Here is a 24744-nt window from a genome sequence, read left to right on the forward strand (position 1 = left end):
GGGATGAACACAGCAACTCAAAATGCCACGGCTCTGCGAGAAGCAGAGCCGTCAGGGGCGGTTCTTTCGGCGCGCGGCCTGGGCAAGTCGTTTGGCGGCTTTCATGCGGTGAAGAATGTCGATCTTGATGTCGAGCACGCCCGCGTTCATGCGCTGATCGGGCCCAATGGCGCAGGCAAGACGACCGTTTTCAACCTGCTTACCAAGTTTCTCCAGCCAACAAGCGGCGAGATTACGTTGCTTGGCGAAAGCATCACCAAAACCAATCCTGCCAAAGTGGCGCGGATGGGTCTGGTGCGTTCGTTCCAGATTTCCGCAACTTTTCCGCATTTGACTGTGCTGGAAAACGTCAAGGTCGCGCTTCAGCGTCCGAGTGGTCTGGCCACGCAATTCTGGCGGCCTTTGTCGGCACTTGACCGGCTGGATGCACAGGCGGTTGAACTGCTGGAGCGCGTCGGTCTTGCCGATGCGCGTCATGCGCTGGCCGCCGATCTTTCTTATGGCCGCAAGCGCGCGCTTGAAATCGCAACCACACTTGCACTTGATCCGAAAGTGCTGCTGCTCGATGAGCCAATGGCCGGCATGGGGCACGAAGACGTGCACACAATTGCCGCCCTCATCACCGATGTCGCAAAAGATCGCGCGGTGCTGATGGTCGAACACAATCTCAAAGTGGTGGCCGACATCGCCCACCACGTCACGGTGCTGCAACGCGGAGAAATCCTCGCATCGGGCACTTATTTAACCGTTGCACAAGATGAGCGCGTACGCACCGCTTATATGGGAACCGAACATGAATAGAGGCCAACCCCTGCTTTCCGTGCGCGGGCTCAATGCCTGGTATGGCGAAAGCCATGCGCTGCACGGCGTCGATCTCGATATCTACCCCGGTGAAACCATCACGCTTTTGGGCCGCAATGGTGTTGGTAAGACCACAACGCTGCGTGCGATCATGGGTATTATCCGCAAGCGCTCCGGCACGATTACACTGGATGGCAAAGACATTCTGCGCGTACCGCTGCATCGCATTGCCCGCACGGGTCTTGGCTTTGTGCCGGAAGAGCGCGGGATCTTTGCAACGCTCAACGTGCATGAAAATCTGCTGCTGCCACCGGTTGTCGCCAAAGGCAGCGGCGCCATGTCACTCGATGAGATTTACGAACTGTTCCCCAATCTCTATGAGCGCCGCAACAGCCCCGGCACCAAGCTTTCGGGTGGCGAACAGCAGATGCTGGCCATTGCCCGCATCCTGCGCACCGGCGTGAAGGTGATGCTGCTTGATGAGCCGACAGAAGGGCTTGCACCCGTCATCATCCAGCGCATCGGCGATGTGCTGGTCGAGCTCAAGAAACGCGGCATGACCGTGCTTCTGGTCGAGCAGAACTTCCGCTTTGCCGCCAAGGTCGCGGACCGCTTTTATCTGATGGATCATGGTGTGGTGACGGAGAACTTTCCCACCGCTGAGCTGCCCGAACGTATGGCAGCCCTAAACGAAGCTCTGGGGGTCTGAACCAATGACAATGATCTTCGGCATCCCTGTTCAGGCACTTCTTGGGCAGTTGCTCGTGGGCCTTATCAACGGGTCTTTCTATGCAATTCTGAGCCTTGGCCTCGCCATCATCTTCGGGCTTTTGCGCATCATCAACTTTGCCCATGGCGCGCAATATATGCTTGGCGCCTTTGTCGGCTATCTGCTGTTGAGCGGCCTTGGCATCGGCTATTGGCCAGCGCTTATTCTGGCTCCGCTGATCGTGGGTCTGGGCGGCGCCATCATCGAGCGGGTTGCGCTTTCAAGGCTTTATAATCTCGATCCGCTTTATGGGCTGCTGTTTACCTTTGGTCTGGCACTCGTGATCGAAGGCACTTTCCGCTATTATTATGGCGCCGCCGGTCAGCCCTATGCCGTGCCGCCATCCCTTGCAGGCGGCAATAATCTCGGCTTCATGTTCCTGCCCAACTATCGCGCATGGGTGGTTGTGGCGTCACTCGTCATCTGTATCGGCACCTGGCTTTTAATCGAAAAAACCAAGCTCGGCGCTTATTTGCGTGCAGCAACCGAAAACCCCACACTGGTTAAAGCCTTTGGCATCAATGTGCCGCTGCTTCTCACCTTCACCTATGCTCTGGGCGCAGCCCTTGCTGGCTTTGCCGGAATTCTGGCAGCACCCATCTATCAGGTCAGCCCGCTGATGGGCTCCAACATCATCATCGTGGTTTTTGCCGTGGTCGTGGTTGGCGGCATGGGGTCGATCTTAGGCGCGATCATCACCGGCTATGTGCTCGGGCTGGCCGAAGGTCTGACCAAGGTGTTCTATCCTGAAGCCTCCAGCATCGTCATCTTCGTTATCATGGCTATCGTCCTTCTGGTGCGACCCACCGGACTGTTCGGGAAGGAGGCCTGATATGACTGATACCGCTCTTAAAGCAACGGCTGCACCGCACGCGGCAAAGGCACCCGCCCTCAACAGCCTCTCGGCGATCGTTTTGGCTGTAGCCCTCATCGGCCTGATCGCAGCCCCGTTCATGGTCTACCCGATCTTTCTGATGAAGATGCTGTGCTTTGCGCTGTTTGCCTCCGCCTTCAATCTGCTGCTTGGCTATACCGGCATTCTGTCGTTCGGCCATGCGGCTTTCTTTGGCGGCGCTGCCTATGTGACGGCCCATGCGGTCAAGGAATGGGGTGTCACGCCCGAAATCGGCATTCTGCTCGGTATGCTCACAGCCGCAGGCCTTGGCCTCATCATCGGCTATCTCGCCATTCGCCGTCAGGGCATCTATTCAACGATGATTACACTTGCACTGGCGCAGATGTTCTTCTTCTTCTGTCTGCAGGCGGCCTTCACGCATGGTGAAGACGGGTTGCAGGGCGTGCCACGCGGCTATCTGTTTGGCATCATTGATCTCAACCAGCCGATGAACATGTATTATCTGGTGCTGGCACTCTTCGTGATCGGAGTCTTTGCGATCTGGCGCATCATCAATTCGCCGTTCGGGATGATCCTCAAATCGGTGCGTGAAAACGAGAACCGCGCCGTGTCGCTGGGCTATTCCGTCAATCACTACAAGCTTGCAGCCTTTGTGATGTCGGCAGCGCTTGCTGGCCTTGCAGGCGGCATGAAGGCACTGGTCTTCCAGTTTGCAACGCTGACCGATGTGGGCTGGCAGATGTCGGGCGAAGTGATCCTGATGACGCTGCTTGGCGGTATTGGAACGCTGATCGGCCCAATCGTCGGTGCAGCCTTCGTGGTGGCTTTGCAAAACTACCTCGCAACCTCCGACTTCCCCGTCACAATCGTCACCGGCATCATCTTCATGGCCTGCGTTCTGCTCTTCCGCAGAGGCATCGTCGGCGAGTTCTATGCCTCGCGGCTTGGAAAGAAATTGTTCGGATAACCGACGGAGCCGCCTGTTCATAAGATAGCGGCTCCACTTTTTACTGGATATGAAATCATGACCGACACCTACGATTACATCGTGGTTGGCGCGGGCACGGCAGGGTGCGCGCTTGCGAACCGGCTTTCCGCAGATAAGAACCGCTCCGTGCTGCTGCTTGAAGCCGGTGGCAAAGACAATTACGCGTGGATTCACATCCCCGTCGGTTATCTCTATTGCATCGGTAACCCGCGCACCGACTGGTGCTTTACAACAGAAGCAGAACCCGGCCTGAACGGTCGTTCTCTGGGCTATCCGCGCGGCAAGGTGCTTGGCGGATGTTCCTCAATCAACGGTATGATCTATATGCGCGGACAGGCACGCGATTATGATTTGTGGCGCCAGGCCGGTTGCGACGGCTGGGGCTGGGACGACGTGCTGCCCGTCTTCAAAAAATCCGAAGACTATTTTGAAGGCGCGAGCGAATTGCATGGTGCGGGCGGTGAATGGCGCGTTGAAAACGCACGTCTGCACTGGGATATTCTGGATGCTTTTCGTGATGCAGCGGTTGCGGCCGGAATTCCAGCAACCGACGATTTCAATCGCGGTGACAATGAAGGCGTGTCCTATTTTAAGGTCAACCAGAAACGCGGTATTCGCTGGAACACGGCCAAGGCCTTTCTGCGACCGGCCCTTGACCGCCCCAACCTCTCTGTTGAAACCGGCGCGCATGTTCGCCGCATAGAGATCGAAGAATTACGCGCAACCGGCGTGACTTTCGATCAGAACGGCACAACCCGAACCGTCAAAGCAAAGCGCGAGATTATTCTGACGGCAGGCTCTGTCGGCTCGCCGCAGATATTGGAGCTTTCCGGCGTGGGACGGGGCGATGTACTGCAACAGGCAGGCATTGCGCCTAAACTCGAACGCAACCAGTTGGGCGAAAACTTGCAGGACCATCTGCAACTGCGCTGCGCTTATAAAGTGACCGGCATTCCAACGCTCAATGAAAAGGCCAGCAAGCTTTTCGGCAAAGCCATGATCGGCCTTGAATATTTCCTGCGCCGTTCTGGTCCCATGTCGATGGCACCCAGCCAGCTCGGTGCTTTCACCCGCTCAGACCCGTCCTATGAAACAGCCAATCTGCAATATCATGTGCAGCCATTGAGCCTTGAGAAATTCGGCGAGGCCGTTCACCCCTTCCCGGCCTTTACCGCATCGGTCTGTAATCTGCGCCCCGACAGCCGCGGCTCAATTCATATCAAGTCCCCCGATCATCGGACCCAACCGTCCATCCGCCCCAACTATCTGGCAACGGAAAGTGACCGCCGCGTTGCAGCCGACGCCATCCGCCTCACCCGCCATATCGTAGCACAGGCACCTTTGCAGAAATATCGCCCGGAAGAATTCAAGCCCGGTCCGTCTTACGAAACACAGGAACAGCTGGAGAAAGTGGCAGGCGATATTGGTACCACAATTTTCCATCCCGTCGGCACATGCCGAATGGGCGCGGATGCAGAAGCAATTGTCGATCCGCGTCTCAGACTAAAAGGCATTCAGGGGCTGCGCGTGGCCGATGCCTCGGTCATGCCCACGATCACCTCCGGCAACACAAACTCACCCACTTTGATGATTGCCGAGAAAGCGGCGCAAATGATTATCTCAGACAATCGTTAGAACCAGATTCTGGTCAATGCCGTGAGCGGAAATAGCAATCCGCTCACATGCCTGTGAACGCAATTTCAAAATCGCTGACTCGCACGAATCAGAAATAATTTTCCTTGTTTATTGCCGTACAAACAGGAATTATCGGCCTTAAGGTGGGCAGGGGGAGAAAGATCATCTAACATGATCACTTTCCGGGACCGGCTCTCCAAAAAACTTGAGACAAGGAAATTAAAAATGTCGTCAGTCCTTTCCCGCTATTCGCTGACCCGCCGCGCGGGTCTGAAAGCTGCTCTCTTCACCGCAGCAGCCCTCACCCTTGGTTTTGCAGCCGCGCCAAGCCACGCAGAAGACAAGACCATCAAGGTCGGCATCATGGGCGGCGAAGATGAAGACGTCTGGAAAGTCGTTGCCGAAGAAGGCAAGAAGCATGGCCTCATCATCGAACGCGTGACATTCAATGATTACAACCAGCCAAATGAAGCGCTGGAACGCAAGGAAATCGACGCGAACGCCTTCCAGCACAAGCCTTACCTCGACGAACAGATCAAGCAGCACGGTTACAAGATCAGTGTGGCCGGTTACACCGCTGTCTGGCCAATCGGCATCTATTCGCGCAAGATCAAAAACCTTGATGAAATCAAAGAAGGCGCGGTTATCGGCGTGCCGAACGATCCATCGAATGAAGGTCGCGCACTGCGCGTGCTTGAAGAAAAGGGCCTCATCAAGCTGAAGCCAGATGCAGGTATTCTGGCAACCCCAATCGACATCATCGAAAATCCAAAGAAGCTTGAAATCAAGGAACTTGACGCCGGTGTCGTTGGCCGTTCGATTGATGATCTGGATGTCGCCATCGTGAACAACGACTGGGCCGCCAAGGCTGGCCTGAAGAAGGAAGAAGCGATCGGTTGGGAATCCAAGGAAAACAACCCATACAACAACTTCATCGCGGTCCGCACTGAAGATGCAAATGCTGACTGGGTAAAGAACCTTGTTGCCTCCTTCCAGAATGACGCAGTGAAGGCAGAGCTTGACCGCGTTTACAAGGGCACAGGCATTCCAGCCTGGAATTAATTCCTTAAAGCGCCTTAAAGACCGCGCCGGAAAAAGCTTTTCCGGCGCGGCTTTTATTGACGTACGCAAAAAAATTGCCCAAAAGCATCGGCGCGCGCTTGATGAAAAGCGTCCATGCCCTTTGGCGTCATTTTCCTTGAAGCCTTATCGATTTAGCAAGTCGCGGTTTTAACGCGGCATAAGAAACAGAAGACACGACCGTGACCATTGAACCGCCACCAGCAACATCCGCGCCCATCGTCGCCATGAAAGACGTGCGCCGAATGTTCGGCGAAACACCGGCAATCAATGGCGTCTCTCTTTCCGTCGCACGCGGCGAAATCCTCGGTATCATCGGACGCAGCGGCGCGGGTAAATCCACGCTGATTCGTTGCGTCAACGGCCTTGAAAAGCCGGACAGCGGCTCAATCCAGATTGAAGGCCGTGAAATCACCAACCTTGATGAAAACGCGCTGCGTCCTGTGCGCCGCCGCATCGGCATGGTGTTTCAGCACTTCAATCTCCTGTCCGCCAAGACCGTCGCGCAAAATGTTGCCCTGCCGCTCAAAATTGCCGGTATGCCAAAAGCCCAACGCATCAAGCGCGTGGCAGAGCTGCTTGATCTCGTCGGTCTTTCCGACAAGGCCAAGCAATATCCGGCACAGCTTTCCGGCGGCCAGAAGCAGCGTGTCGGCATTGCGCGTGCACTTGCTGCCGAACCCGCCGTTCTGCTTTCTGACGAAGCCACCTCGGCACTCGATCCTGAGACAACCCAATCAATTCTGGCGCTGCTCAAAGACATCAACACCAAGCTTGGCCTGACCATTCTGCTCATCACCCATGAGATGGAAGTCATCCGCCGCATCGCCGATCGGGTGATCGTGCTAGATCATGGCGCAATCGCCGAAGAAGGTCCGGTCTGGAAAGTCTTTGCCAATCCGCGCTCGCCCATCACGCAAAGCATGTTGCAGGTGCTGGAGCCGGAACTGCCTGTCGTGTGGCGCGAGCGCCTCGACAAGACCGGCGATCTTGCCATTCTTAAGGTCAAGCTTTCAGGCGATGCCGCCAAAAGCGCATTTTTTAGCGAAGCAACGCTTGCGACAGATATTGCGCTGCAACTGATCCATGGCGGCATGGATACCATTCAGGGCGAGCCGGTTGGAACCATGTTCATTGGCCTGCCCACGCAGGACAAAGCAAAACTGGACGCCGCACTCGCCTATCTCAACACCCATGCAGACGCCACGGAGGTTCTCGGCTATGTCTCAGGCAATGCTTGATCTTCTCTGGCGCTCCTTCTGGGAGACCATCATCATGACCGGCTTTTCGAGCCTGATTTCGCTCGTCGTCGGCCTTCCGCTGGCTCTCATCATGATTCTGACCGAACGGGGTGGCCTTGCGCAAAATCTGACAGTCAACACCATCCTCGGTGCCATCATCAATGGCTTCCGTTCTGTGCCCTTCATCATTTTGCTGGTGGCACTCATTCCGGTGACGCGTTTTGTTGTCGGCACATCAATCGGCACGTGGGCGTCTATCGTGCCATTGTCAATCGCAGCCATTCCCTACTATGCGCGTATCGCTGAAGTCTCGTTGCGTGAAGTGGATAACGGCCTGGTGGAAGCGGCCCGTTCAATGGGCGCAAACCGCTGGACAATCGTGCGTGAAGTGCTGGTGCCCGAAGCGCTACCGGGCATTATCGCAGGCTTCACCGTCACCATCATCACGCTTATTGGCGCGTCTGCAATGGCTGGTGCCATTGGTGCGGGGGGCTTGGGTGATCTGGCTATCCGCTACGGCTATCAGCGCTTTGAAACGCAGATCATGATTGCTGTGGTGATTATTCTCATCATTATGGTGTGCGGCATTCAGCTGATCGGCGACTCTCTCGTCAATCGTCTCGACAAGCGCAACCTGCGCTCACGCAGCTAAATTTTAACTGGCAGGGGGTTAGCGCAGCCTCCGCCGGAAACCTGCTTCCAGCGTGTTGCCGTCGGGATCGAAGATGAGAGCCGCATAATAGCCCATCTCTTCGGGCCCCTGATAGGCTGGCTTGCCGCTCTCAATGCCACCCGCCTGGACCGCTGCACGAAAAAAAGCCTCTACATCCTCACGGCTGCCTGCAGTAAACATCAGAAGAAGATGGTTGCCCGGCTTGCCGTCAGGCGCGTCTGCATCCGGTTTCCGGCTTTTATGGATCCACAAAAATGGCACAGGCGCCCTTTCCCCACCATTAACGAAGAAACCTCGGTCTGCGTGGGAAATAACCGCCAGCCCAAGCATGGGCATGCAGCTTTCATAAAAAGAAAGGCTGCGGCGAAGATCTCTAGTTTCAAAGCCAATATGATCGAAAAGCGACATACAGCTATTATATGTCGCCTTTAAATAAAGGAAAGCAGCACCCCCTATTTTGGAGAGTACCGCCCTTATTATTATTCACAAAGAAATGATCAGCTGCGCGTGCGCGCCAGACCAGCCTTGGCAGGCTGATAATTCGGATCAAGCTGCGTGGCGCGCAAGTAAGAATTGGCAGCCTTGGCCTTATCACCACGGTGTTCGTAAACCAGCGCCTGATTGGCCCAGCTCTCAGCGATATTTCCATCAAGCGTAATGGCTGTATTGAAATCGTCAAAAGCATTGTCGTAGTCGCCCAGAGCAACATAGGACAGGCCGCGACCATTATAAGGTTCCGGTGCAGTGGAATTAAGCGAAATGGCTTTTGAGAAATCTTCAATCGCCTGCTTATGCTGCCCCTTGGCCTGATAGATCAAACCGCGATTGTGATAGGCGCGTCCATCTGTGGTCTGAAGCGCAATCGCCTGATTAAAGTCGCTCAATGCCTGATCAAGGCGTCCGGCCTGCCGATAGACATTACCGCGCCCGATATAAGCGGCATCATATTGCGGATTGATCTGGATCGCCCGGCTATAATCCTGCGCGGCTTTACCGCTGTCACCCATATAACGATAGATCAGCGCACGGTTTGCATAAGCCTGATAGAAATTCGGGTTGAGTGCAATCGCCTGATCGAAATCGCGCAGCGCCTCCTTGTAACGGCCAGCTTTGCCATAGGCAGAGCCACGCACATTATAAGTTTCAGGATCACGCGGATTGCTCTGAATGACGCTGGTCAGCGAACTGATGTTCTCACTTGAACCCTGCGCACGATCAATCGAAGTCAACACATTGTTGGAGGAACTCTGACAACCGACAAGGCCAAGTGCCAGAACGGCAGTTGCAGCCAACAGGCTGTTACGGGCAAAAAAATTCCCGGACGAATGCATACCCTTAAAGCGCATTGGCAACGGCAGTGTTCCTTTCTGCATGAGCGGAGCAAAGGAGCCTATCTTCAACTTTGTCCCCGGCTGCTTTAACAGCCACAATATTCTCATTCTATCGCACAGGAGAAGGCGGCAGGCAAAACCGCCGATCAACCCAACTGACGCAACAAGCTCAACGCCACAATAAAGGTCAGTATATGGCAGTCCGCTGACACTTCAAAACGACATGTCTTATCGCGTGAAGTGGCTCAAAACACCAACCCGATGTTCAGACATGCAAAAACCGGCGCGAGCCATAAGCTGCACCGGCAAGCAAAAGGCGCTACAAATGCAGCGCCAATTTCAGGTCACTTAGCGAGCTGCGGTACGACCGCCGCCGATAAGACCTTCACGCTGTGCGCGCTTACGAGCCAGCTTACGCGAACGGCGAACGGCTTCAGCCTTTTCGCGGGCGCGCTTTTCAGATGGCTTTTCATAATGGCCACGCATCTTCATTTCGCGGAAGATACCTTCGCGCTGCATCTTTTTCTTAAGAGCGCGGAGAGCCTGATCAACATTGTTATCGCGGACGAGTACCTGCACGTGTAATCCCGTATCGGTTAGAATTTCGATTGAGCCTGAGGCATTAAGGGCGTCTCTTAACGAGTTCCAGCTGATAGAGTCAACTGTATAAACGCCGAAAGGCTCCCAAGCTTCGCAACATAAACGCTGCAAATTGGGGCTGGCTTTACCAGATAGTCCGGCTTTTGTCCATATCAAGATAAAGCTTTGCCCGGCGTTCCGCATAAATAATGGACTCACGATAAATTATAGTGACGAAATCGCACCCAATAGGCTAGAGAGCCCCCACCTTCCGCACAATTCAGCCTCATTGCTCCACGATAGAAGCAATCCGGCAGTTCATAGCCTTTTCCCCTCGATTGATTCCTTCGCATCATATTCATGTCCCCACGCAAACGACTCGTTATTCAATTCACAGGCTATGAGGGCCTGCACCCCAAAGCCGTCCGCGTGCGTCATGCGCTCGCGTTGAAAGATTTTGACCGGTTATGGAAAGCCAAAACAAAACTGTCGCCCATGACCGACGAGGCGGATGATTGCGGAACGCTGACCGCTCGAACAAAAGGCAATGGATGGGAGACGGAAACGGAATTCTGCCAGTTTGGCACTGCGGATGTCTTTGATGATTATGCGGCACGCTCCACGCCAAAACGGATGCTTACCGGCTTTCGCGCTTTCATGAATATCTTATCTACAGGCACCCTGCTTCGCTATCTGCTAACCAGCTGGCGCTTTGTCATGTTTTTCCTATGGCCGTTTCTGCTGTCCATCCTCATCATAGCGATTGCAGCTCTGATCGCATCAGCACCAATGCTTGCAGGTTTCCCATCCTGGAATCTCGTCTGGTCGCTGCCGCTTGCTGCTGTGATTGCGACCTTGCTCGTGCGCTGGCCGGGCGACCGATTCTTCATGTCTTATCTGCTGGATGACTGGTCGGCAGCCTATGACCGCATTTATGGTCGCAATGACACGCTTATTGAGCGCCGCAAAGCGTTTGCCGAAGCGCTCAAAAAGAAAATCGAGCAAAGCAATGCCGACGAAGTGATTATTGTCGGCCACAGCCTGGGTACAGTACCTGCGGTTGAAGCTCTGGCGGATCTTCAGCGAGAGCGGCCTGACCTGCTCACAAAGCAGCCTGTGTCGATGCTGGCCATCGGCTCGTGCCTACTGATGATCGCACTGCACCCAAAGGCCCGGGCTTTGCGCGAAGACATGCGCGTGGTGATGAACGAAAGCCCTGTGCTCTGGTCGGAATTTCAGGTTCTCACCGACATCATCCATTTTTACGGCTCTGATCCGGCCAAAGCATTGAAAATAAAGACTGAGAACCCGCCGCTCATCCATCGTATCCGCTTCAAGAACGTGCATAGTGAAAACCGCTACAAGCGTTCAAAAGGCAATTTCTTCCTGATGCATCTGCTTTACATGCGCGGTGCTGAGAAGAAGAATTTTTACGACTTTGGCATGTTCCTGCATGGCCCCTTCTTTTTCCGTGATCTGATGACCACCCAAAAAGACAAAGCCGCCCCTCTCGATGAAGAAGGACGACTTATCAATCCATAAGAACAGACGGATCAAGCCTTGGACGGCTCAACCACAGCAATGGTGAGCCATGTCGCGGTGAGTGCTGGCTTGACCATATTCTCGACTTCCAGCGTCACTTCGTAATGATTGACCACGCGGCCTGAGGGACGAATATCGGCATCAGCGAGCTTGAACCGCGCGCGCACCCGCGCACCGGTCTTCACCGGTGACATGAAACGCACTTTGTCGAAGCCGTAATTAATCCCCATCGTGGCACCTTCCAGCATCGGCAGCGCTTCAAATGCCAGCGTCGAAAGCAGCGACAAGGTCAAAAAGCCATGCGCAATCGTGCCGCCAAATGGCGTTTCCTTGGCAGCACGTTCTGGATCAACATGGATGAACTGATGATCATCCGTTGCATCCGCAAACTGGTTGATCATTTCCTGCGTGACTTCACGCCACTCGGAACATCCGATTTCCGTGCCAATCGCCTCGCGCAACTGGTCGAGCGTAATTGCGTCCTTCATGCCCTCAAACTTTCTGCTGAACTCAGACTCTCTTGTTATCCATTAATGAGCACACGGCAAGACTGTGGATCAGGCTGCGGCCAGTATTTCACGTGCAATATCATCCCAATGGCCAAAAACCTGTTGCGCGCCCTTGGAAGACAAACGTTCTGCATGCCCTTCATAGGTATGCCCGCCGCCCGTATAGCCAAAGGCTGTCATACCGGCTGCAATCGCACCCTCAACACCAAAGGGCGAATCTTCGATCACGACACACCGCGCCGGATCAATTCCCATTTTGTCGGCGGCAAACAGGAAAAGATCGGGCGCTGGCTTCCCGCGCTTAACCATGCTGGATGAATAGACTGCATCGCCAAAATATTGATCAATGCCTGTCTTTTTCAAACTGAATGCAATGCGCTCAGGCTGCGAGGAGGAGGCAACACAACGCTTATAGGGCAGCACTTTCAGAAAATCGGCGATTCCCACCGCCGGCTGCAAATGCTCAGCAAAAAGGGTTTTGGTTTCGGGCCAGAACTGGCTCAAAGCCTCATCTGGCAAACGATGGCCCGTCAGATCAGCAATCATCGCTAATATGTCAGCCTGCTTCATGCCGATGCCTTTGGCGACGGTTCCTTCCGGCAAAATCATGCCGTGATTGGCATAAACCTGCTCAAACGCGCGACAGGAAAGTGGTTCACTATCGACAAGAACACCATCGCAATCAAAGATAACGAGGTCGAAGGAAGATGCATTGCTCATAAAGGCTCCGGTAAATTGCATATTTTGTCGCGCCGATTTGAGATGCGCGTTTGTCTCTTTCGATATAGAGACTGTTCGTCGATTGCGCATCTATAACAACAGAAGCGTGACAAAATTATCGCGGAGACTCTCATGACGACGAATGTGGCACTGGTTGGACTGGCGCGGGACTTGCAGGCACGCGCAGAAACAGGAAAACCAATCCGCATCGGCCTCATAGGCGCTGGCGAGATGGGCACAGATATCGTCACACAGGTTGCCCGTATGCCCGGCATCGAAGTCGGCGCGCTTTCCGCGCGTCGTCTGCCGAACACATTCAAGGCTGTGCGCACTGCCTATGGTAACGAAGACAACGCCAAAGAAGCCAGCACTGAAAGCGCTATGACCAGCGCCATTGAGAGCGGCAAGATTGCCGTCACCGGCGACAATGATCTGATCCTTTCAAATCCGCTGATTGATGTCATTATCGACGCAACAGGCATTCCGGAAGTGGGCGCTGAAACCGGCATCAAGGCGATTGAGCACGGCAAGCATCTTGTGATGATGAATGTCGAAGCCGATGTCACCATCGGACCTTACCTCAAGGCACAGGCCGACAAGCAAGGCGTGATCTATTCGCTGGGTGCCGGCGACGAACCCTCCTCCTGCATGGAACTGATAGAGTTCGTTTCAGCGCTTGGTTATGAAGTGGTCTCTGCTGGCAAGGGCAAGAACAACCCGCTCAATTTTGATGCCATCCCTGATGATTATCAAGAAGAAGCCGACCGCCGGAACATGAATGTCCGCCTGCTGGTCGAATTCATCGACGGCTCAAAAACCATGGTCGAGATGGCAGCCATTGCCAATGCAACAGGCCTTGTTCCAGATATTGCTGGTATGCATGGCCCCCGCGCCAGCATTGACCAGTTGAGCAGCACGCTCATCCCTCAGGCGGATGGCGGCGTTCTCAGCAAAAGCGGCGTGGTCGATTATTCCATCGGCAAAGGTGTTTCACCAGGCGTATTCGTTGTGGCTAAGATGGACCACCCGCGCCTGAATGAACGGCTTGAAGACCTGAAAATCGGCAAAGGGCCCTATTTCACCTTCCACCGCCCCTACCACCTTACATCGCTTGAAGTGCCGCTGACAGTCGCGCGTGCAGTCCTATACGGCAAATCCGACATGGTGCCGCTGCCAAAGCCGGTGGCGGAAGTCTGCGCGGTGGCAAAGAAAGATATGCGGCCGGGCGAAAAACTCGATGCCATCGGCCAGTATTGCTATCGCTCATGGATCATGACGACACCGGAAGCACGCGCCGCGAAAGCCATTCCGTGCGGCCTGCTGCAAAATGGCACCGTCACCGCATCGATCAAGAAGGGTGAACTCATCACCTATACCAATGCAGTACCGCAACCCGGCTCAAAGATCGCCGAGCTACGCGCTTTGCAGGACGAAATGATCTACAAAATTTAACTTAGATTCTCTTCAGTAGGTGGATTTTATCCTACGCTCAATCAATTCGGGCTAATTTCCTCACTAACTTCAAGAAAAGTACTATTTTGAATGGAAAAGGCATCAAGGATGTATAATACATCTTGATATTTTTTCTTACTAAATAAATCACATCCATCATCAATCAATTTTTTCATAACAACGACACGGTTATAAATTGAATCAAAAATGTCATCATTTGATTGATTTGCTTCTTCAACAATTAAAAATTTTTTTTGATATGTATATAGGATATCAAGAAAATCATTTACACATTTCGAATCAGACTTTTCTACACCGGAATTAATAATATAGTTTAAATGTTCAATAGATAAACCTAATGATAAATGTGATTGATAGCAGTCTTTCACAAAAAATAAATTTTTCTTAGTCTTGCTTTCAAATAAATTATTTATATCACCAATATATTTCTTCATATTTAATAGACCCTGATGCGCTTTTGCATACGAACCTGGCACAGATTGGCCAGATTTTAAAATAAAAGTATAATATGATGATTGACTCATGTAATATTTTATTTTCTGATCAATATTTATTTCTTCTGGATAAATGCTTTTAAGGTCTTCAATATTTCCCGATAGAACCCCACCAAATGGCCTCTTGAATAATTCAATATTACTTTGAATAGTTCCATCATCATACTTTATAACGCACAATGGAACAAAAATAGCTAAAGCAAAATTTCCATAATCCGAAATTTTATCTAAATTCTTGTAAAGTAAAGACAATATATTCTCCCTTTTTTATTAGAGAGAATACGTTTTTAGAAATAAAATTTTAAGCTGTAATATATTACATTTTAAGACAAGCAAGGTAGATTCACCGCCTTGCTTATCTCGTCAACTCAATAGTCAAGCGCTCTCACGTACATGAGCACCGGAAGCGCAGAACCGCGCCATTTGCAGGCTGCCAGAACCCGAATATCAAAGGCCTAGTGATCGAGAGCCTTAACTATGCTTTCGACCATCTTTTTCGCATCTGCAAACAGCATCATGGTGTTATCGCGGAAGAACAGTTCGTTTTCCACGCCAGCATAGCCTGAACCCATGCCGCGCTTGATGAACAGAACCGTACCGGCCTTATCGACATCAAGAATCGGCATACCGAAGATCGGCGATTGCGGGTCGGTCTTCGCTGCCGGATTGGTCACGTCATTCGCGCCAATCACGAAGGCAACATCAGCCGTCGCAAATTCCGAATTGATGTCTTCAAGTTCGAACACTTCATCATAAGGTACGTTGGCTTCGGCCAACAGCACGTTCATGTGACCCGGCATACGACCGGCAACAGGGTGGATTGCGTATTTCACTTCCACGCCTTCGGCTTTCAGCTTATCAGCCATTTCACGCAGCGCGTGCTGTGCCTGTGCCACCGCCATACCGTAACCCGGCACGATAATGACCTTGGATGCGTTCTTCATGATGAAGGCTGCATCATCTGCCGAACCCTGTTTGACCGGACGCTGTTCCACTTCGCCGCCACCACTTGCTGTCACGTCACCGCCAAAGCCACCCAGAATAACCGAAATGAACGAGCGGTTCATGCCTTTACACATGATGTAGGACAGGATCGCACCCGATGAGCCGACCAGCGCACCAGTGATAATCAGCGCCAGATTGCCAAGCGTGAAGCCAATGCCTGCCGCAGCCCAGCCCGAATAGGAGTTGAGCATGGAAACGACAACCGGCATATCCGCGCCGCCAATCGGGATGATGATCAGCACGCCGAATACCAGCGCCAGAATAACGATCAGCCAGAACACGAAATGGCTTTCGGTGTTGGTCAGAACAGCAATCAGGATCACAATTGCAGCAGCAAGGGCCGCATTGATGACATGGCGTCCCGGCAACATGATCGGCTTGCCCGACATGCGGCCATCAAGTTTCAGGAACGCAATAATCGAACCGGTAAAGGTGATTGCACCAATCGCAACACCGAGCGACATTTCAATCAGCGCCTGACCGTGGATTTGACCCACTTCGCCAATGCCAAAGGAATGCGGTGAATAAAGGGCTGCGGCAGCAACGAGAACAGCGGCAAGACCGATCAGCGAGTGGAAGGCCGCCACAAGCTGCGGCATGGCCGTCATCGCAATGCGGCGCGCAATCACGGCACCGATACCGCCACCAATGCCAATACCAAGAATGATCATCACCAGACCGCCAAAGCTTGGGCGTGCCAGCAGCAGCGTGGTGACAATGGAAATACCCATACCGATCATACCATAGGTATTACCCTGACGGCTGGTGGTTGGGTGCGACAGGCCGCGCAGTGCCAGAATGAACAGGACACCGGAGACGAGATAAAGGAAGGCTGCGAGATTAACGCTCATGATGGCTCAGCCCTCACTTTTCTTTTTTCTTGTACATGGCAAGCATGCGTTGGGTAACGAGGAAGCCGCCGAAAATATTCACGCTGGCAAGGATGAGCGCGACAAAGCCGAAGCCGGTTGCCCAGCCCGAAAGCGACAGGCCGACTGCAAGAAGTGCGCCAACCACGATCACCGATGAAATGGCGTTGGTGACAGCCATAAGCGGCGTATGCAGCGCAGGCGTCACCGACCAGACAACGTAATAACCGACGAAAATCGACAGAACAAAAATCGCAAGGCGGAAGACAAACGGATCGACCACTCCACCGGAGGCGGCATGGGCTGCAGCAGCGGCTGCATCACCTAAACCGCCTGCATTTTCCGCTGCCTGCCTTACGGCCTCTGCCGCCTGATTGAGGCTCTCAAGAGCTTTTTCGAGTGCTGTATCGGACATTATGCCTCTCCTCCATCAGCAGAAGTTTTTGCAGCTTTTGCGGGCGCTTTCCGGGTTCTCTTCGCTACAGGCTTTTCAGCAGCCGCTTCCAAAGCAGGTGCCTTTGGCTTCGCAGCTGTTTTTGGCTTGGCGACCTTCTCAGCCACGACTGCCGGCGCTATTTCGGCTTCGGCCTTGGCAAACGCCGGATGCACGACCTTGCCCTCATGGGTCAGAAGCGTTGCCTTGACCAGCTCTTCCTGCGGATCAATTTTCAGAAGCTTTGCTTCCTTATCGACCAGCGTTTCGAGGAATGCGTAAAGATTGCGCGCGTAAAGCTGCGAAGCAGTCGCTGCAATCCGGCCCGGTACGTTGAGATACCCCACAATCTTCACGCCGTTAACTTCCGCAATCTGTCCGGCAACAGCACCTTCAACATTGCCGCCGCGTTCAACTGCCAGATCGACCAGCACAGACCCCGGACGCATGGCCGCAACCATTTCCTTTGAAACAAGACGCGGGGCGGCACGACCCGGAATAAGTGCCGTGGTAATGACGATATCCTGCTTGGCAATATGGTCAGCAACAAGTGCCGCCTGCTTCGCCTGATATTCCTTCGACATTTCCTTGGCATAGCCGCCGGAGGTTTCCGCCGCCTTGAATTCCTCATCCTCGACAGCGATGAACTTCGCGCCAAGCGAAGCCACCTGCTCTTTTGCCGCCGGGCGAACATCGGTTGCAGTCACAACCGCACCCAAACGACGAGCAGTCGCAATCGCCTGAAGCCCTGCAACGCCCGCCCCCATGACAAAGACACGGGCAGCAGGCACGGTGCCAGCCGCCGTCATCATCATCGGCATAGCACGGTCATAAACTTCCGAAGCATCAATGACAGCCTGATAGCCAGCCAGATTGGCCTGCGATGACAACACGTCCATCACCTGCGCGCGCGTTATGCGTGGCATGAATTCCATCGTGAATGCCGAAATTCCAGCCTTGCCAAGTGCTGCCACAGCATCTTCGTGGCCGTAAGGATCAAGCATCGCAAAAAGCGCTGCACCCGACTTATACCCTTTAAGCTCCGCATCATTCGGTCGGCGCACTTTCAGGATCACGTCTGCCGCTTTGGCATCCGCCGCAGTGCCTATGCGCGCACCCGCAGTGACAAACTCGGTATCAATGATACGCGATTTTTCGCCTGCGCCTTTTTCCACCACGACATCAAAACCAAGCGCGATGAATTTCTTCACCGTCTCGGCAGATGCCGCAACGCGGGTCTCGTTGGGATCACTCTCTTTCGGAATGAATATAGTCTGGGCCAACTGGTTTCCCTTTCGTGGCTTGATCCGGCGTCACAGCCGGGCGGAATTCAGGGCATCCGGGAAGATACCCCATCAAATTATCAAACAAACGACATGCATAAAGCCCCGGCGAGGCGCAAACGGCACCTTACCAAGGCATTCGATCAAATCACGCGATTATTCCGGCTTTATATCCTTAGAGGATGAACCAGGCAGCAACGCAGATAAGGACAAAAAGAACGGATGCGGCGAAAGCACCACCCGCAAAAAAGCCGAACGCCATGGAAGCCAGAAGCGCAACAAGCGCCACGGTGCCCCATTTAAATACGCTTGTGAAACCGGCATAAGTTTTCTCATGCTCGGAATAATCCATCTTCGCGCCAAGTTCAGCCGGGGCTGCGGTATGATGTTCTGCCATTTTTAGTTCCACCCATTGAAATATTTTGACTATTCTTAGCCACAATATTCTCAATCTTCAACGCGCATTCAACATGAACCGGAGCGGCTTACCGCTTTCCTGCCCGGCCCATTGTCGCAGCGCCCCTCGACCCGCATAGCGCGGCTCCTGCACTTACCTAACGGCATCTTTCAAAAAGTGCTACATTTAAATATTTAAGGCAATTTTCAAAAAGATTTAAATAATCAAATGCAATAATCGTGCGTATGAAGCATTATACGCCAAGCCCCGTATATTTCGCCGTCGGCAGAATAGTCAGCGGGCCAACGCCATTAACCAGCTCACCAAACATAGCGCGCCGCTCGTGTGGTTGCGACTTGAAAAAAGGAAAGCGGACAGCAACGGCATCGCGAATATTGCGAATGGGAGCGGCTCCCAGCCCGACCCGGATCCCATAGCCCTCGTGCTCACGCGCTTCGGCCATAACACTTGTTCCGAAAATGCGTTTATAGAAGGCCATGTGCTCTGGTTTGACCGATGCAAGACATTGATCGGCTTCAAAATATTCCGATGCCATTGCAGCAATGCGCAGTGTGACATAGGGAATGGCCGGATATTCGCTCAAAAGTTCCGGGTCGGCTGCAAACCGTGTGGGATCGACAAAGCTCATACCCGCGTTGAGCAGCGGATCAAGAATATCCGGAAAAAGCGCATAGCTTGTGCCACGACGATGATCTGGCGTAATGTGATGAATACGCAATGTGCTCACCAACTGCCCATCAATATGAATACCGAAAACAAACGCATGGCTGTCGCAATCCACATCATCGACAATCGATGGCACGTCTGCTTCATGCATCACATTCGCACTGCGGTAGGAGCGATAACGCAGACGCCCGATCTCTTCGAGATCTTCGGCATGCACAATCCTGCGATATTCCACCCGATCCAGAAACTGCAATAGCTGCCGCGCGAAATTGGATAGCGGTGGTTGGCCACCGGAGACAGCTTCATTACTCATTCAAATCGCATCCGCACCCCGTCAAATCAGTGCGCAGAATAAGGTGCTTTATAAGCGTGTAAAGGTATAAGTTCGCGTTTTCTCACAGTCCGGTCAAAGATGGAGCGAACTTCTCGCCATATCACAGGATTTGACAGGGCAATCTTGGTCTACTTCGGCATCGAATGGCTGATAAACAGCCATTCGAGCACGCTTTTAGCGAGCGCCTAAAGCGAATTGGCCAAAGATTGAAACATGTGAATAGTCTCATCTTTCATAGCTTGGCCGTCAATATTGTAGTTTGCATAGGCAGATGTCTTGACGATCACCACATTTTTCACGGGGTTTACATAGATGAATTGTCCATAAATACCCACACCGCAGAAATCACCCTCAGGCTCTGCCGGAATCCACCACTGATAACCATAGCCATAAGCTATTTTACCGGAAGGCATCCGACGTCCGGGCATGAGATAAGGCTCATCCGGCGTCACTGAATCATGAACCCATTGTGCAGGCACAAGCTGCTCACCACGGTAATTGCGTCCCTCATTCATATAGAGCAACCCAAATCGCGCATAATCGCGAAGCACCGCATTCAGGCCACCCGCGGCAACAACCTCTCCCTGAGTATCGGCCAGCCAATAGGCATCAGCTTCCGCTCCAAGCCTCGACCACAGCCTGTCCTGAAAATATTGTTGTATTGGCACACCTGTTGCATGTTCCAAAACCAGAGCAAGCACCTGTGTGTCGGCAGATACATATTCATTGACTGTCCCCTGCTGCCGCTCACTCTTGAGGTGGGCCGTGAAATCCACAACCGAGCCGGTCAGAATCTGTATGACATAGCGGACAATATCCGAATTCAGATCGCCATAGTTTTCATTAAAACCAATGCCGGATGACATTTGCAGCACGTTTTTAACGGTAACGCCCTTATAGCCACCTTCTTTAAGCACCGGCACGTAATGATCGACCGTTTCATCAAGCTTGATCTTCCCATCCGCAACAGCATTGCCAATCAGAAATGAAACAAATGACTTTGAAAGAGACATCGCAATGGATTGCGTCTTTTCCGTATTACCGCGATCATATTCCTCATGCACAATCACGCCGTCTTTGAGCACAATAAATCCGGTCGTATCAGTGCGCTTGAGAAAATCCGCAACATTGCGCGTCTCGCCCTTGTAAGTGTAGGTTTCCGGCAAAGGGCGCTCTGCTACCGGCAACACACTCACATCAGCCGTATGAGGCACGCGAACGGAGGGATATTTTTTATAAAGATTGCGAAAATTCTCATCAATCACATCGGGCTTGAATGTTTGAGCATACTGATATACCGCCCAATATTCATGTATTTTCTTCCAGAAAATCGCAGATCCAACTCCAACCACAATAATAATTAGAGCTAAAACATATAATAAATAACGAAAATAGCGCCTCATAGTCTCCCTCGCATATTCTCAAATCAACAATAGTGATTCGAATGATACTCTATAAAACTGTCGCGTTATGACAATTTTATATCATCATCATTCCATCATTATTGAAAATCACTATAACTTGTGAGGCTATGCGGATGAAAAATCTTACGCGACGGTGTGCCCAATATCGTGATGCGCGATCGCTTTGGCGGACGAAGAACGAATTTCATCAGCCGGCACAGGCTTACCCAGAAGATAACCCTGAACAAGGTCGGCACCGGCAGCAACGCGGACCAGAGCCAATTGCTCTTCAGTTTCAACGCCTTCAACAGTCACAGCCAGCCCCAACTCGTGCGAAAGCTGCGTAACACCGCGTAACAGCATGAGAGAGCGGCGGTCGGTTGCAATATCCCGCACAAACGAGCGATCAACCTTCACCTTGGTCAACGGCAGGCTGTTGAGGTAGCTGAGGCTGGAGTAACCCGTTCCGAAATCATCCAGCGCAATATTGATGCCACCATTTTTGAGACGCTGCAAAACAAGCGAAGTCTGGTTGCGATCAGCAATAATTGCGCTTTCCGTTACCTCGACTTCAAGCTGTCGGGCAGGAAGCTTCGACTTCTGTAACGCATTGGCAATGTCGCGGGCAATATCGCTGTTCTTGAGGTCAATCGCCGAAAGATTGACGGAGACGCCAATACGATCACCCCACGACATACAGTCCTGACAGGCTTGCTCAAGCATGAAACGTGTTATCTGCGAAATGATCCCGATTTCCTCTGCCAGCGGAATGAACTCCATTGGAGAGATCGGTCCAAGCACCGAATGCTCCCAGCGTGCAAGCGCTTCATAAGCGACCACACGCAGTGACTGCGCACTGACAATCGGCTGATAGACCACCTTGATTTCACGGTTGGCAATCGCCTGTCGCAGATCAGCTTTCAGCTTCTGACGACCGCGATATTTGGTGTCCATGGCACTGACAAACAGCGCCCATTGTCTGCCTTCGTCACCCTTTGCTTCATAAAGTGCAAGGTCGGCATTCATATGCATGCTGGCAATATCGCATTTTGCGACAGTTTCAGTGGCAACACCTGCACTGATCTCCATCTGAATCTGATCACCATTGAGATCATAAATGCCGCTCACAACTGCAATGATATGTTCCATCACAGGCGCGACTTCAGCTTCACTGTCGAGATTGAAGACAAACACAACAAATTCATCGCCGCCAAAGCGTGAGGCGACATAACGCTGCGGATCAAGCAGGCTCAACCGCTCGGCAAAGAGCCTGAGGAACGTGTCGCCGACATGATGCCCAAGCGTATCATTGACATGCTTGAAATGATTGATGTCGATAACAATGAGGGCCGCAAGCGTATCGGAATCTTTTTGCGAGAGCAGCGAACGCACCATCGTTTCGAAGTAATTGCGGTTTGGAAGGCCTGTCAGGCCGTCGAAGCGCGCCATATGCTGAATGCGCACTTCCGATTCAACGCGTTGCGTCACATCTTCAAACATCAGCACCACACCGGCATTTGATGTCTGGTTGGCGACGCATTCGATGTAGCGATCATCCGCAAGCTGAAAAATGTCACGCGATTTGCGACCCGCCAGAAGATCGCGCATACGCGCTCCGATATTGCTCAGGTCATTATGCGGAAACAAGCCCTGACGGATGCAATAACGCAGCAAGACTTCAAGTTTACGCCCTCGCAGCTTTGTGTGTTCCGCAATCTTCAACAAGGCTTTTGTTTTGTGATTGATCACCGCGATGCGTTGCTGCGCATCAAACATCAACAGACCTTGCGGCATATTGTTGAGTGCCGCATCAAAACGACTGGCCACCACCGACAGACGCCGCTTACCCATCACGGCTGCGAAGAGAAATTCGCGCAATCCGTTGGCCATCTGAATATTGGACAGAAAATACGGAATCAGCAGCAGGCCAATCACAATATGAAAGGGAGTCCCCGCAAGAATGAGACCCGCCAGCACGGGCAACAGCGTACAGGCCGACATCAGCGCAACGGCCTTTGCCGACGCATAATTGCGCCCCACAATCGAAACAACAGAGGCAAGCAGAATGGTCAGGCTTGCAAGTTCTGCAAAGGAATCGCGCAGCACATAGCTTGAGAAGAAGCACAGCATTCCAAGCGTGAGACAAACCAACGACGCACCGACAAGATAACGTGCTTCCCACTTGTCGAGATCAGCATGCGTGAGATTGCCAAGTTTTGCCTGGTCAAATTTATGCATGTCAAAGAGGCGGCCAAGGGCAATAATTGTAAAAAAGCCAGCAAAGCCCAGAAAACGCCAGTCAGCAGTTTTTACGTAAATGACGACACACGCCACAACATGGGCGAGCAGACCAAACCATAATGTTGTACGGTTGCCATATAGCGACCGCAAAAATGATAACCGCACATCGACGGGTATCTCAGGTTGAAGGCTTCGCCACATTTCGTTGATCGTACCCCTTTCAGAAGGGATAATATGCCACCAATCATTTAAAAATATCTTTCGTAAAATTAAACCACAAGCTGTTATTACAACAATCAGCAGCTGTATTTTATTTTTAAGCAAGAAAAATTAAAAGCGCGCCCCTCAAATCAAGAATACAACCCTGAGATATTATTCCAGAGCATTCTGAATATTTGGAAATGCCATTTCCTTTTACCAGAAAGATGCAAGCTGTACAAAAGCGCTGTAGAAATCACTACCAGAAGACCACCGAGCGAAACTCATGGACCAAATTTCACGTATTTTACAGATTAAATAACCGATCACATTAGAAGAACTTAATAAGCTCCTTAAAGAGTATGACCACCGTCGATTGTAATCACCGAACCTGTCATATAACGGCTGGCTTCTGAAGCCAGCATAAGCACCACGCCGTCAAGGTCCTGCATCTCGCCTAAACGCTTCATAGGATTAGAGGCCTTTAAATAAGATGCGATTGGCCCCAAAAGATGTTGCTCATTGATTCGCGTTGGAAACCAGCCCGGAGCGATGGCATTGACCCGTATATCATAGGGTGCAAGTTCGAGCGCCAATGCACGCGTCATTTGCGTCACACAGGCCTTGGACATCGCATAGCCTGCGGTACTTTTTTGCGGTCGCTCAGCAAGTATGCTGGTCGTATTGACGATTGCACCGCCCGCGCCGCGCTTGACCATGCGCCTTGCAACATCCTGCGCAGTGAAAAACGCTCCCGTTACATTTACATTGAACATATGCGCCAGCATACCCGGGGTGGTGTCGAGCGCGCGCGCAACATGAGCAACGCCGGCATTATTGAAGAGAACATCTATCGGGCCCAGAACCCGCTCCGCTTCGTCGAATGCTGCACTGATTTCATCTGGCTGCGTCACGTCAGCAACAACACTGAGCACCATACCATCGCAAAGAAAGACATCGCTGTCTTCACTGCGTGAAATTGAAACGATGTGCGCCCCGTGGTTCGCAAGCACCCGAACCATCCGCCGCCCCAGACCGGAAGATCCTCCGGTAACCGCAATCACCTTGCCGGCGACGGAGAAAAGTTGATTGTCAGTCATTTGCCCCCCAAAGACGCCAATCTATTCAAACTATTTAAAGCAGGATCAACTTTGTGTGACCATAGGGGCAAGATAAAAAATACTTGTTATCAATAGAATATGA

Annotated in this window: 24 protein-coding genes; 10 read left to right on the top strand and 14 right to left on the bottom strand. The window is 52.3% G+C overall.

The features are described from left to right. The first annotated feature begins 3 nt into the window (after positions 1-3). The 8 genes from ABE530_RS06775 (at position 4) to ABE530_RS06810 (ending at position 8022) form a co-directional block, all read left to right on the top strand. Entirely contained in the window at positions 4-801 is a 798-nt protein-coding gene (locus tag ABE530_RS06775) for an ABC transporter ATP-binding protein (protein WP_499694036.1), read from the top strand. Continuing rightward, entirely contained in the window at positions 794-1510 is a 717-nt protein-coding gene (locus ABE530_RS06780) for an ABC transporter ATP-binding protein (protein ID WP_499694037.1), read from the top strand. Before ABE530_RS06775 ends, ABE530_RS06780 begins: the two co-directional genes overlap by 8 nt. Positions 1511-1514: 4 nt before the next feature. Next, positions 1515-2402 carry a branched-chain amino acid ABC transporter permease gene (locus tag ABE530_RS06785; RefSeq protein WP_499694038.1) on the top strand — a complete coding sequence of 296 codons (888 nt, stop codon included), beginning with the start codon at positions 1515-1517 and terminating at the stop codon, positions 2400-2402. A 1-nt stretch (position 2403) separates the two neighbouring features. Beyond that, positions 2404-3393: a branched-chain amino acid ABC transporter permease gene (locus ABE530_RS06790; protein ID WP_499694039.1), complete on the top strand. Its 990-nt coding sequence runs from the start codon at positions 2404-2406 to the stop codon at positions 3391-3393. A gap of 57 nt (positions 3394-3450) precedes the next feature. Further along, the gene (locus ABE530_RS06795; protein WP_499694040.1) at positions 3451-5049 is read left to right on the top strand and encodes a GMC family oxidoreductase; all 1599 of its coding nucleotides are present in this window, start codon (positions 3451-3453) and stop codon (positions 5047-5049) included. 225 nt (positions 5050-5274) lie between these two features. Beyond that, the gene (locus ABE530_RS06800; RefSeq protein ID WP_499694041.1) at positions 5275-6111 is read left to right on the top strand and encodes a MetQ/NlpA family ABC transporter substrate-binding protein; all 837 of its coding nucleotides are present in this window, start codon (positions 5275-5277) and stop codon (positions 6109-6111) included. 200 nt (positions 6112-6311) lie between these two features. Further along, positions 6312-7370 carry a methionine ABC transporter ATP-binding protein gene (locus ABE530_RS06805; RefSeq protein WP_499694042.1) on the top strand — a complete coding sequence of 353 codons (1059 nt, stop codon included), beginning with the start codon at positions 6312-6314 and terminating at the stop codon, positions 7368-7370. Further along, positions 7351-8022: a methionine ABC transporter permease gene (locus ABE530_RS06810; protein ID WP_499694043.1), complete on the top strand. Its 672-nt coding sequence runs from the start codon at positions 7351-7353 to the stop codon at positions 8020-8022. The genes ABE530_RS06805 and ABE530_RS06810 overlap by 20 nt, the downstream gene beginning before the upstream one ends. An 18-nt stretch (positions 8023-8040) precedes the next feature. On the opposite strand, the gene ABE530_RS06815 is transcribed toward ABE530_RS06810, so the two are convergent. The 3 genes from ABE530_RS06815 to rpsU all read right to left on the bottom strand — a co-directional run bounded on the left by ABE530_RS06815 (position 8041) and on the right by rpsU (position 9953). Continuing rightward, complete coding sequence (locus ABE530_RS06815; RefSeq protein WP_499694044.1) at positions 8041-8451, bottom strand: VOC family protein; 411 nt, start codon at positions 8449-8451, stop codon at positions 8041-8043. Positions 8452-8540: 89 nt separating this feature from the next. Beyond that, positions 8541-9416, bottom strand: a complete 876-nt coding sequence (locus ABE530_RS06820; protein ID WP_265986543.1) for a tetratricopeptide repeat protein — start codon at positions 9414-9416, stop codon at positions 8541-8543. A gap of 306 nt (positions 9417-9722) precedes the next feature. Beyond that, on the bottom strand, positions 9723-9953 hold the full coding sequence (gene rpsU / locus ABE530_RS06825) for a 30S ribosomal protein S21 (protein ID WP_187544203.1): 231 nt from the start codon (positions 9951-9953) through the stop codon (positions 9723-9725). A 360-nt stretch (positions 9954-10313) separates the two neighbouring features. Between rpsU and ABE530_RS06830 the strand changes: the two genes are divergently transcribed. Beyond that, complete coding sequence (locus ABE530_RS06830) at positions 10314-11495, top strand: alpha/beta hydrolase (protein WP_499694045.1); 1182 nt, start codon at positions 10314-10316, stop codon at positions 11493-11495. Between the two features lie 11 nt (positions 11496-11506). Here the strand turns inward: ABE530_RS06830 and ABE530_RS06835 are convergent, their stop codons facing one another. Next, the gene (locus tag ABE530_RS06835) at positions 11507-11983 is read right to left on the bottom strand and encodes a MaoC family dehydratase (protein WP_499694046.1); all 477 of its coding nucleotides are present in this window, start codon (positions 11981-11983) and stop codon (positions 11507-11509) included. Positions 11984-12052: 69 nt separating this feature from the next. Continuing rightward, a complete protein-coding gene (locus ABE530_RS06840; RefSeq protein ID WP_265986530.1) occupies positions 12053-12724 on the bottom strand; it encodes an HAD family hydrolase in 672 nt (223 codons plus the stop codon). 132 nt (positions 12725-12856) lie between these two features. On the opposite strand from ABE530_RS06840, the gene ABE530_RS06845 reads away from it, so the two are divergent. Further along, entirely contained in the window at positions 12857-14176 is a 1320-nt protein-coding gene (locus ABE530_RS06845) for a 1-deoxy-D-ribulose 5-phosphate reductoisomerase (RefSeq protein ID WP_499694047.1), read from the top strand. Positions 14177-14217: 41 nt separating this feature from the next. On the opposite strand, the gene ABE530_RS06850 is transcribed toward ABE530_RS06845, so the two are convergent. From ABE530_RS06850 to ABE530_RS06890, 9 genes are all read right to left on the bottom strand, one after another. Beyond that, positions 14218-14943: a hypothetical protein gene (locus ABE530_RS06850; RefSeq protein ID WP_499694048.1), complete on the bottom strand. Its 726-nt coding sequence runs from the start codon at positions 14941-14943 to the stop codon at positions 14218-14220. Positions 14944-15146: 203 nt separating this feature from the next. Then, positions 15147-16547 carry an NAD(P)(+) transhydrogenase (Re/Si-specific) subunit beta gene (locus tag ABE530_RS06855; RefSeq protein WP_265986527.1) on the bottom strand — a complete coding sequence of 467 codons (1401 nt, stop codon included), beginning with the start codon at positions 16545-16547 and terminating at the stop codon, positions 15147-15149. A 13-nt stretch (positions 16548-16560) separates the two neighbouring features. Then, the gene (locus ABE530_RS06860) at positions 16561-16980 is read right to left on the bottom strand and encodes an NAD(P) transhydrogenase subunit alpha part 2 (protein WP_499694049.1); all 420 of its coding nucleotides are present in this window, start codon (positions 16978-16980) and stop codon (positions 16561-16563) included. Further along, positions 16980-18281, bottom strand: coding sequence for a Re/Si-specific NAD(P)(+) transhydrogenase subunit alpha (locus ABE530_RS06865; RefSeq protein WP_499694050.1), 1302 nt, complete (start codon positions 18279-18281; stop codon positions 16980-16982). Before ABE530_RS06865 ends, ABE530_RS06860 begins: the two co-directional genes overlap by 1 nt. A 175-nt stretch (positions 18282-18456) precedes the next feature. Then, positions 18457-18678: an aa3-type cytochrome c oxidase subunit IV gene (locus ABE530_RS06870; RefSeq protein WP_499694051.1), complete on the bottom strand. Its 222-nt coding sequence runs from the start codon at positions 18676-18678 to the stop codon at positions 18457-18459. 253 nt (positions 18679-18931) lie between these two features. Further along, positions 18932-19678 carry an N-acyl amino acid synthase FeeM domain-containing protein gene (locus tag ABE530_RS06875; RefSeq protein WP_265986523.1) on the bottom strand — a complete coding sequence of 249 codons (747 nt, stop codon included), beginning with the start codon at positions 19676-19678 and terminating at the stop codon, positions 18932-18934. A gap of 206 nt (positions 19679-19884) precedes the next feature. Then, on the bottom strand, positions 19885-21102 hold the full coding sequence (locus tag ABE530_RS06880; protein ID WP_265986522.1) for a serine hydrolase domain-containing protein: 1218 nt from the start codon (positions 21100-21102) through the stop codon (positions 19885-19887). Between the two features lie 144 nt (positions 21103-21246). Next, positions 21247-23544 carry a putative bifunctional diguanylate cyclase/phosphodiesterase gene (locus ABE530_RS06885; RefSeq protein WP_499694052.1) on the bottom strand — a complete coding sequence of 766 codons (2298 nt, stop codon included), beginning with the start codon at positions 23542-23544 and terminating at the stop codon, positions 21247-21249. Positions 23545-23894: 350 nt separating this feature from the next. Then, positions 23895-24641, bottom strand: coding sequence for an SDR family NAD(P)-dependent oxidoreductase (locus ABE530_RS06890; protein WP_499694053.1), 747 nt, complete (start codon positions 24639-24641; stop codon positions 23895-23897). Positions 24642-24744: the final 103 nt, after the last annotated feature.

This window comes from Brucella sp. TWI559 (assembly GCF_039674265.1).
GTDB classification, from domain to species: domain Bacteria; phylum Pseudomonadota; class Alphaproteobacteria; order Rhizobiales; family Rhizobiaceae; genus Brucella; species Brucella chromiisoli.